9 protein-coding genes are annotated in these 9,606 nt (G+C 58.8%); 1 reads left to right on the top strand and 8 read right to left on the bottom strand.

The genetic code is table 11. The annotated features are described in order from the left end of the window. The 5 genes from glnL to A3754_RS01990 form a co-directional block, all read right to left on the bottom strand. On the bottom strand, window positions 1-1,080 hold a 1,080-nt coding region (glnL, locus tag A3754_RS02010), incomplete at its 3' end, for a nitrogen regulation protein NR(II) (protein ID WP_063518712.1). 141 nt (window positions 1,081-1,221) lie between these two features. Then, a complete protein-coding gene (locus tag A3754_RS02005; RefSeq protein ID WP_063518711.1) occupies window positions 1,222-1,983 on the bottom strand; it encodes a DUF4124 domain-containing protein in 762 nt (253 codons plus the stop codon). Between the two features lie 145 nt (window positions 1,984-2,128). Then, the gene (gene glnA / locus A3754_RS02000) at window positions 2,129-3,535 is read right to left on the bottom strand and encodes a glutamate--ammonia ligase (RefSeq protein WP_063518710.1); all 1,407 of its coding nucleotides are present in this window, start codon (window positions 3,533-3,535) and stop codon (window positions 2,129-2,131) included. A gap of 229 nt (window positions 3,536-3,764) precedes the next feature. Further along, window positions 3,765-4,016 (bottom strand): sulfurtransferase TusA family protein, encoded by a 252-nt coding sequence (locus tag A3754_RS01995; protein ID WP_063518709.1) that lies wholly within the window; start codon window positions 4,014-4,016, stop codon window positions 3,765-3,767. Window positions 4,017-4,023: 7 nt separating this feature from the next. Next, window positions 4,024-5,109: a tRNA (5-methylaminomethyl-2-thiouridylate)-methyltransferase gene (locus tag A3754_RS01990; protein WP_063518708.1), complete on the bottom strand. Its 1,086-nt coding sequence runs from the start codon at window positions 5,107-5,109 to the stop codon at window positions 4,024-4,026. A gap of 170 nt (window positions 5,110-5,279) precedes the next feature. On the opposite strand from A3754_RS01990, the gene A3754_RS01985 reads away from it, so the two are divergent. Further along, window positions 5,280-6,227 carry a metallophosphoesterase gene (locus A3754_RS01985; protein ID WP_063518707.1) on the top strand — a complete coding sequence of 316 codons (948 nt, stop codon included), beginning with the start codon at window positions 5,280-5,282 and terminating at the stop codon, window positions 6,225-6,227. 48 nt (window positions 6,228-6,275) lie between these two features. Here A3754_RS01985 and A3754_RS01980 read toward each other — a convergent pair whose 3' ends face one another. The 3 genes from A3754_RS01980 to A3754_RS01970 are packed head-to-tail and all read right to left on the bottom strand — an operon-like array spanning window position 6,276 to window position 9,414. After that, window positions 6,276-7,262: an alpha-L-glutamate ligase-like protein gene (locus tag A3754_RS01980; protein ID WP_063518706.1), complete on the bottom strand. Its 987-nt coding sequence runs from the start codon at window positions 7,260-7,262 to the stop codon at window positions 6,276-6,278. Further along, window positions 7,262-8,797 (bottom strand): inactive transglutaminase family protein, encoded by a 1,536-nt coding sequence (locus A3754_RS01975; protein WP_063518705.1) that lies wholly within the window; start codon window positions 8,795-8,797, stop codon window positions 7,262-7,264. Before A3754_RS01975 ends, A3754_RS01980 begins: the two co-directional genes overlap by 1 nt. Continuing rightward, window positions 8,797-9,414: a RimK/LysX family protein gene (locus A3754_RS01970; protein ID WP_082872494.1), complete on the bottom strand. Its 618-nt coding sequence runs from the start codon at window positions 9,412-9,414 to the stop codon at window positions 8,797-8,799. Before A3754_RS01970 ends, A3754_RS01975 begins: the two co-directional genes overlap by 1 nt. Window positions 9,415-9,606 lie beyond the last annotated feature (192 nt).

Genomic DNA, 9,606 nt, shown 5'->3' with positions numbered 1-9,606 from the left:
CTGTTCTACCCCATGGTCAGTGGCCGTGCCAGCGGCACCCGGCTGGCTCTCGCACTCAATCAACCCCTGATGCTGGCTGATGATGGACTGTGCAATGGAAAGCCCCAGCCCGGTGCCGCTGGCACGGCCACTGACCATGGGGTAGAACAGGGTTTCCTGCACATCCTCGGCAATGCCCGGGCCGTTATCGATAATGTCCATGCGCAGCACCAAACGGTGACGCTGGGCGCCAATGGTGAACTGGCGCAACACCCGGGTACGCATGGTGATGCGCGGTGCCGGCGTCTTCGATTCCAGCAACGCCTGGGTGGCGTTGCGGATAAGGTTCAGTAATACCTGAATCAGCTGGTCCCGGTCGGCGATCACGTCCGGCAAGCTGATGTCGTAATCGCGCCAGATCGCCACGCCTTTGGGGTATTCCGCCAGCAACAACTGGCGCACATGCTCCAGGCACTCGTGCACATTTACGGCACGGAACTCCGGCGGCTTACGCGGGCCGAGCATACGATCTGCCACCGACCGCAGCCGGTCGGCTTCATCGATAATGACCTTGGTATACTCGGTCAGCTCCGGATCAGGCAGCGCCCGCTCCAACAACTGGGCCGCACCGCGGATGCCACCCAGCGGATTCTTGATTTCATGGGCCACACCCCGCACCAGTGCCCGGGTAGCCTGGTGCGCATGGATCAGTGCTTCTTCACGACTGATCCGCAGCAAGCGATCCAGCGACTGCATTTCCATCAACAGACACAAAGGCTGGCCCGGCTCGTTAATCGGACTGACCGAATAATCCACCATGATTTCATGGCCCGGCGCCACCGACAGCCTCGCTTCGCGCTGGGTGAAGGGGTGCTCATCATCAATGCACTGCTGAATGGCGAGGCGCGCCTCTTCATCATCGAAAAAGTAACCGGGCAGAGGCTGGCCGACGGCGCGGCTGGTACTGGTCGCCAACAGCATTTCCGCCGCCGGGTTCAGGTAGCGCACGCACAGGGCATCGTCCAGCATGATCACTGCGGTACGCAGGTGATCCAGTAGTCGTTTGTGCAACGTAATGTCACCCATCAGAAATTGGCCCATAACAGGGCACAAGCAATTATCAGGCCACCTGTAGATCAGCCCGACAAAGCGGGTATCAGCGGCCTGCAGCACAGGCGTAAAAGCCTGCTATTGATGAGTTTAAAGGGAAGGAAGGGCAGGACGCACCATTAAGGTGCACCATTAGTTGTTGCGGATGCTCCGATTCGGTTTTGCCGGCTTGGCCGCGGTGCCCCGATCTGCACCACCACCCACGCTGGCAGCGCCCCCGGTTGACGCACTGCCACCCACATTGGCCGAGCCACCACGGTCGGCTGCACCACCGACTTGCGCAGCACCACCGTTACTGCCACCACCGGGGAAGTTGCGGAAGTCACTGACCGTGCTGCGGTGAATGTACACTTCCACCGGCTCGGAGGTGATACGGGTTTCGCCATCCTCGCCCACCACTTTCACGATCAGGTTATGCACCCCACGTTCCGGCGCATCCAGCTGCATCGCAGGCTGCTCTGCGCCATTATCCAGCAACACCAGGCTATCACCGGGCTGCAGCCCAGGTTGCAGGTTCACGGACACATACACAGCATCAGTCGGGTTACGCAGTGTGGAGCCGCTTTCCGGGGAGGTAATGGTCAGCGATGTGTACTCCTCCACCGTGGGGTCCGCCGCCTCTTCCTCTGGCGCCGACACCGCCTCCGGCATTTCCACCTTCTTGATTGGCACTGTATTGGTGGTTTTCAGTTTCACTTCCTCGGAGCGGCTGTTCTCTCCAGGCTGATCCGTGAATACCACATTGCCTTTTTCATCGGTGGTCCGGTAAATCTTCGACGCCGGCGCATCAGAAGCCTCTGTCCGGCTGGCCCCGTCTTCCTGTTCCGCGGTGGCCGCCAGGCTTGATCCAGAGATCAACCCCAAGGCAACAACGGCAATCAGCGACTTCTTCATTGTTATCTCCCTATGACTGTCCTTGATTCTGGCCTGACTGCTGCGCCCAGAAAAGGGGTAAGTGCACAAAATAGCACGCTTTTTTTCAGGCAAAAAAAAGCCCCCGACTAGCGGGGGCCTCTTTTCTGCTGCTTCCCGAAGGAAATTAGCAAGAGTAGTACATATCGAACTCAACCGGGTGCGGGGTCATGTTCAGACGCTCGATCTCGCCACGCTTCAACTCGATGTAGCCTTCCAGCATATCCTTGGTGAACACGTCACCTTCGGTCAGGAAGTCCATATCTTCTTCCAGGCAATCCAGCGCCATGGTCAGGGTGTGCGCCACGGTGGGGATGTCTTTCGCTTCTTCAGCCGGCAGGTCGTACAGGTCTTTATCCATGGCATCGCCAGGGTGCATCTTGTTCTTGATGCCGTCCAGGCCAGCCATCAGCAGGGACGCAAAGCACAGGTACGGGTTCGCAGACGGATCAGGGAAGCGAGCCTCAATACGACGGGCCTTGGCGCTGTTCACGAACGGAATCCGGATGGAAGCAGAACGGTTACGGGCAGAATAGGCCAGCATTACCGGGGCTTCAAAGCCGGGCACCAGACGCTTGTAGGCGTTGGTGGAGGCGTTGGTGAAGGCGTTCAGGGCGCGGGCGTGCTTGATGATACCGCCGATGAAATACAGCGCTTCGTCAGACAGGCCAGCATAGCCGTCGCCGGCAAACAGGTTCTTGCCGTCTTTGCCCAGAGACACGTGCACGTGCATACCGGAGCCGTTATCACCGATCAGCGGCTTGGGCATGAAGGTAGCGGTTTTGCCGTAGGCGTGAGCCACGTTGTGTACGCAGTACTTGAGGATCTGTACTTCGTCTGCCTTGGCAGTCAGGGTGTTGGCGCCAACGCCGATTTCACACTGGCCTGCGGTGCCCACTTCGTGGTGATGCACTTCGATGTTCAGGCCCATGGATTCCATGGCAGAACACATTGCGCCACGCAGATCGTGCAGGCTGTCTACCGGCGGAACCGGGAAGTAGCCGCCTTTCACGCCCGGACGGTGACCGATGTTGCCACCTTCAAAATCTTCATGGGATACCCACGCCGCTTCTTCAGAGTGGATGTTGTACATGGAACCCTGCATGTCGGACTTCCACTGCACGGAATCAAATACGAAAAATTCCGGCTCCGGACCAAACAGCGCAGTGTCAGCAATACCGGTGGATTTCAGGTATTCCTCGGCACGACGAGCAACGGAGCGCGGGTCGCGCTCGTAACCTTGCATGGTGTTCGGCTCAAGAATGTCACAACGCAGGTTCAGGGTGGCAACGTCAGTGAACGGGTCCAGTACAGCGGATTCGTCATCCGGCATCATGACCATGTCGGATTCGTTAATGCCTTTCCAGCCAGCGATGGAAGAACCATCGAACATTTTGCCGTCCTGGAAGAAATCTTCATCGATTTCGCCAACCGGAAGGGTTACGTGCTGCTCCTTACCACGGCTATCGGTGAAGCGCAGGTCCACCCATTTCACATCGTTTTCTTTGATCAGTTTGAGGGTCTTAACAGACATTATCTTGCGTCCTCCTAAGGAACAGCGGGTTTGTCTCTGACTCGTCGTACCGCTCTGGGTAAGGGCAGCACAAGGAGCCGGTATTCTCGGCCACTGGGCCAGCTTTGCCAATAGGGAGGCAAATACCGTGCCAGCCCTTTTTTAGCGCATTCTCCGCCTAAATCGCAGAAACCAGGGAAGATGATTCATTTTGGTGCACAGCAACGGTGCACTCAATAAGTGCGAAGCACTAAAACAGTGCACCGTTATCTTCGCCCACTTGCAGCACCACAAAAACTTCGTTGCCCTGCTCGCCCATTTCCAGCACCTCGTGGCCGTTAATTCGGCACCAGGCCGGGATATCGCTCAACGCGCCAGGGTCGGTGCAGACCACTTTCAGCGTATCGCCAGTGGCCAGGGTTCTTACCTTATTCTGGGTCTTGATCACCGGCATGGGGCACAGCAGCCGACGCACATCCAGTTCGTTAAGGGGAGAGGTCATCGTCGAATCAACCCACATTCCAGCTGGCCAGTACCGCATCCGGCTGTGCCGGCGCCACGGTAATCTCCCGGGCGACCCCATCAGGGCTACGCACTTCCAGGGTCACCGTCTCGTCAACCCGCCCCTTGGAGTAACGGGCCACAATGGCAGCCGCCTGCTCCAGCTCCGCCTCGCTGCCAAACTCACCATCCACCAGTGCCAACGGCCCCGGGCAGCTCACCGTAGTAAGGCTGGTGAACTGGTAGCGATAGCCTTCCAGAAAGCGGTTTTCGCCTTCTTCTCGGCTGATGATCAGCTTGTAATGGGGCTGCGGACGCAGGTGACGCCCCACTTTCAGTAGCATGATGTCGTCCAACTCGTAACGGCGCTCGTTGCGAGCCTTCCACAGGTCGGCCAGCTTGTTGGAATAGGATTCATCGGTCAGGAAACAGCAACCGCCGGCGGGCTGGGCAAAGTCATCCAGCCCGAACTTGGCGGCCAGCGCCATCTGCGGCTTGCGATTGCGGCCAGAGAAGTCGTGCAGCTCGTCCCGGTTAACCCAGCCTTCGCGCTCGGGCAGGGTGGGCGGCAGGTTCTGGGCGCACAGCGGGCGCAGCAAGCGGTCATCCGCACCGGACTCCTGGCTGATGATCGGCATGGTCTCCTTGCGCTGGCTCTTCGGGCGCTGACCGATCACTTCACCGGTAACAATAAAATCGAAGCCCCGGTCACCCGCCAGTTCGCGGGCCTTGTTAATCATCAGCGTGGCCTGGTTGACCATGAAGATCTTGCAGTCCAGACAGGGATTCAGGTTCGCGCCATAACCGTGTTTGGGGTTGAGCACCACATCCTTGTACTCCTCGGAGATATCAATGATGTGCATCTTGATGCCCAGCTGCTCCGCGACCCACAAGGCGTTGTTGCGCTTTTCCTTGTCCTTGTCCTTTTTGCGGATGGCATGGGTATGCCCTTCCACGCAGAAGCCGGTGTAGAAGTTAACCCCTTCCACCTCGATGCCCTGCTCCTGCATGACTTTCACCGCCAGCATGGAGTCCAGTCCACCGGACACCAGAGCAATGGCGCGGCGCTTGATTGGTTGGCTTGCCTCTGTCATCGAAAAACCTGCGTTGCTGTGGGGACAGCTCAAAAATTGGGCGGCGCAGTATAGCAATCGCGGGCCCAGGGCGCATCCTCCCGATGGCCGCCGCACCCACCGGCTGTCACTTCACCGTCATGCCGGTCCGCCACACTCGGCCCCCCATGTAATTGAAATTGCTTTGCTTTATGCGCCCAAGACTTCGCTGGCTGCTGATGGCGTCACTGTTTTCCCTGATCGCTGCTTCGCTGGGCTGGTGGTGGCATACCCCCCACGGCCCCTGGCTGGTTCATCAGGAGCCCCTGGCCGGGCAGCGAATCTGCGCTGTGGGAGATGGCGGCTGGGGCAATGCACCGTCCATGGCCATGGGTCAGGCGCTGGTGAACCTGGAATGTGACCAGGTCCGCTACCTGGGCGATCTTGTCTATCCGGATGGCATCACCAGTGCCGACGACCCCTTGCTGGAAAGCCGCTTTCTCACTCCCATGAAACCGGCCATGGACGCGGGCATCCCCTTCTATCTGGTGCTGGGCAACCATGACTGGAAAGGCAGCGGCGAGGCCTGGCTGCAAGTGGCGCGACGCTACCCGCAAGTCCACTTTCCTCACTTCTATTATTTTGAACAATGGCCGGACGCCTGTGCCTTCAGCCTGGAGACCACCTGGTTCGAAAAATGGTATTACTTCCGCCGCCAGAGCAGCTGGCTGGAACAGGCCCAGGATACAGCTCGCCAGCACGGCTGCCGCTTCAGCCTGGGCTTTGCTCACCACCCCATGTTCAGCACCGGCTCCCACGGTGACGCCGGCGAGATGATCAACCTGTCACTCAAGCCCAAACTACTCGGCCACCTGGACTTGCTGGTAGGCGGTCATGACCACGTGCTGTCCGACGAGGGAGAATACCAGGGCACCCGCCAGCTGATTTCCGGGGCCGCCAGCATCAACAACGACCTGGGCCCTCCCAGCAAACAGCAACGCTTCACCCGTGCCACCCACGGCCTGGCCACCATTGATCTGCGAGACGATAGAGGGACAATGCGAGCGGAGTACCGGTTCTACAGTGTGCTGGGCAACCCACAGGACCCATTGATCACACTACTCTGGCAGGGCAACCAACAGGGGGAAGGGATTCGCTGAAGCGGCTTGCAAAGGCAGGAAAGCGACAGGCTTGCCGCTTGCTCACGGTTACTCTTCTTGCGCCGCCACCGGGCCGGCAACCGCAAACTGTTGTTTTGAGAATGCCACACGCTCAGCCACCGGACGGGTTTCGTCTTTCAGGGCCTCAAGCTGCTTCTCGACAATCTGACAACGGCGCAGCAGACCATCGTCCATGGCGATCTGGATATTCAAGCCCGGGCGGGCATTCAGCTCCAGCATCATCGGACCATGCTCATGATCCATCACCAGATCCACCCCCAGATAGCCCAAGCCGGTCAGGTCGTAGCAACGGGCCGCCAGCTCCAGACACTCCTGCCAGTCCGGCACGGTGAGCCCGGCCACCGGGTTCGCAGTATCCGGGTGACGCTCGATTTTCAGATTATGCCAGGTGCCACCCAGAGTGACCCCGGACGCCAGGTCCAGCCCCACGCCAATGGCGCCCTGGTGCAGGTTTGCCTTGCCCTGGGATTGCCGGGTAGGCAGGCGCAGCATGGCGGCTACCGGATACCCCTTGAGCACGATGATGCGGATATCCGGCACCCCCTCGAAACTGATCCGGTTGAACAGTTCGGTGGAACGCACCCGGTATTCGATCAGCGCCTGGTCGCGATGACCGCCCAGGGAATAGATACCGGAAATGATCCCGGAGATATGGTGCTCCAGCTCTTCGGTGGTGATGATGCGCCCGGAGGCGGAGCGGAAATAATCCTCAAAACGATCGGCAATCACCATGATCCCATCGCCGCCAGCGCCTTGTGCGGGCTTGATTACAAAATCCCGGTGCTGCTCCACCACCCGGTGCAGGGTACTGATTCCTTGCTCGGTAGCGATGGTGCCATACATGTGCGGCACCCGGATGCCCGCATCCAGCGCCATCTGCTTGGTCTGGATCTTGTCGTCCACCAGCGGGTACAGGCTGCGCTTGTTATAGCGCAGGATATAATCGCCGTTGCGCTGGTTAATGCCCATCACGCCACGGGCGCGCAAAGCCTTGCGGGTTTTCGACCAGAACATCAGCGCTTATCCCCGTCCACCATGGCACGGAACCGCAACAACTCGGTGAGGCGATAGCCCCGGTAGTGCCCCATCAACACCATGATTGCGGCCAGGCACAGCAACACGCCCGGGAAGGTGAACACGAAATACACCAGCGGCTGCCACACCATCAGCAGATGACAGAAAATGGCTGCTACCAGCGTGCCCAGTGCCACCTTCAATGACTGGGTGCCTCCACGCTCCTCCCAGACGATGGAGGTCCGCTCGATCACCATGGTCAGGATCACCATGGGGAACAGCGCCACCGACAGACCCGAGCCCATGCCCAGCTTGTAGCCCAGCAGGCTGATCAACGCCATGGCAATCACCACAAAGGTCAGCACCACAGAAAGCCGGGGCAATAACTGTAATTTGAGATGCTCAAGATAGGAGCGCACCGACAAGCCGATGGCGGTGATGGAGGTAAACAGCAATACCCCCCAGACTACCTGCGTCTCACGGAACGCCAGGGCGATCAGCACGGGGGTAAATGTCCCCAGGGTTTCCATGCCGATCAGCGAACGGATAAACAGCACCAGCATGACGCCCACCGGAATCATTACCAGAATGCGATACAGTTGCTGGGCAGGTAACGGCAGTTCGTAAAGGGAGAAATCGATAAAACTGCTCACGTCTTTCAGACGCAGGGACTGGGCCAGCTGCAACGCGCTCATTTCATTTTCGTGCACGCTAAAGCTCACGTCCGCAGACTTGCCGCCCTCGATATTCAGCAGCGGCCCTGGGCCGCTCCACCAGACCAGACGATCTTCCGGCAGACCCTGCTGGCCATTGAGCGGATTGAAGTACAGCCATTTCTTGCCGTTGAAGCTGCGCAGCCACAGCTCCGGCTGCTGCTCCTGGCTTTCCGCCAGGCGTAGCGTATGGACTGGCTCGGCCGGGATATGCGCCACCGCCAGCAGCAAATCAATGACATTGGCCCGGTTCTCCGGGCTCACATCGCTGCCCAGCAGCAACTGGACATTATCGTTCTCCAGTTCATTGACCCGCTTGATGGTCTCGCTGATAAAGGTTTCCACATCCGCCGAGTGCTGGCGAATCGGCTCCAGCAGCGCGTCGGCGGCCAGCTTATCCGGGCCATCCAGCGTAGGAGCCGGGCGGAATTGGGGGCCGGGGTCATTTTCCGGGGCATCCGCATAGCGCGGAGTCAGCATGAGGCGGTAATAAAGGTACTGGTTGCCTTCGGCGCGACGGGACGACCAGGTCACCTGCCGGTTGCCCTTCTCCACATTCACGTTCACGCCGTAATTGTTGGAGATAAAGCTTTCATTGAGGGTGGTATAACCCACTCCCAGCGGCGGCACGAACATGCGCACCTTGACGGGCTTGTTGGCCTTGGCCGAGAAAGACACTTGGGCATCGACCACCCACACCGGATCTTTCTCGTCCTGGCTCAGCGGCACATTTTGTACCAGCAACTGGTAAGCAATACTGCCGCCCCCCAACAAAAGCAGGAAAACGGCAAGCAGCCGCGCTTGCAACTTCACAGAACCCATTATAGCGCCTCGGCAGCCTCCATCGTCTCGTCGTCGCTCTCGACAACCTTGTCTTCACTATTGTCTTCACTGGCCTGACAACCGGGTTCGCCCACCGCCATTGATAGCGACGGATCCACCAATGCGCCCAGGCCCTGCAGCGCTTCGGAACCCATCAGCAACGGATAACGAAACTCGCTGCGGTCTGTCAGGTTAACGTCAATCTGTTCCTGGCGCTTGCCCATGCAGACAGTCAGGGTCACCACCGGACGACGGCTATAGTCCCGATCACCCGGCGACACACTCTCTGCCCGTCGCTTGATACGCACATGCCCCGATAAAGGCAGCTCCACATCATCCCATTGTTCCGTGGTAATACCCCAGTCTTCCCGATCATCGCGGTCGATGGCCAGGTCGAATTCGACCATTTCCACGCCATCGCGCTCAAACGTACGGATATAACGGGCGCTCAGGGAGGCTGAACCTGCGCCGGTATCCAGTTTGGCAGGCACGGTAATGCCCAACTCCTTGATATGCACGTTTTCGTGCAAGCCATAGATCATCTTGCCGGAAGACAGATCAGCCATCACCGCAAAGGGCGACAAGACCAACAGCGAAGCAAGGAGTGTACGCATCATAACAACCTGATTGTAAAAGCATTACAGCCCGATCACGGAGCCACCGGCTCAGCCTCTGACCCGCCCCCCGGAAAATGGTTGCGCCATTCTAGGCGATCATCGGGCCTATCGCAGGCTCAACCGTGAAATTTTGAAGTTGTTCACAATTGCCAATCTTACGATAAAGGCTGACCGGCGGGCTATCACCCACAC

The organism is Alcanivorax sp. HI0083 (genome assembly GCF_001635175.1).
This window is presented reverse-complemented; position numbering and strand designations above follow the sequence as displayed.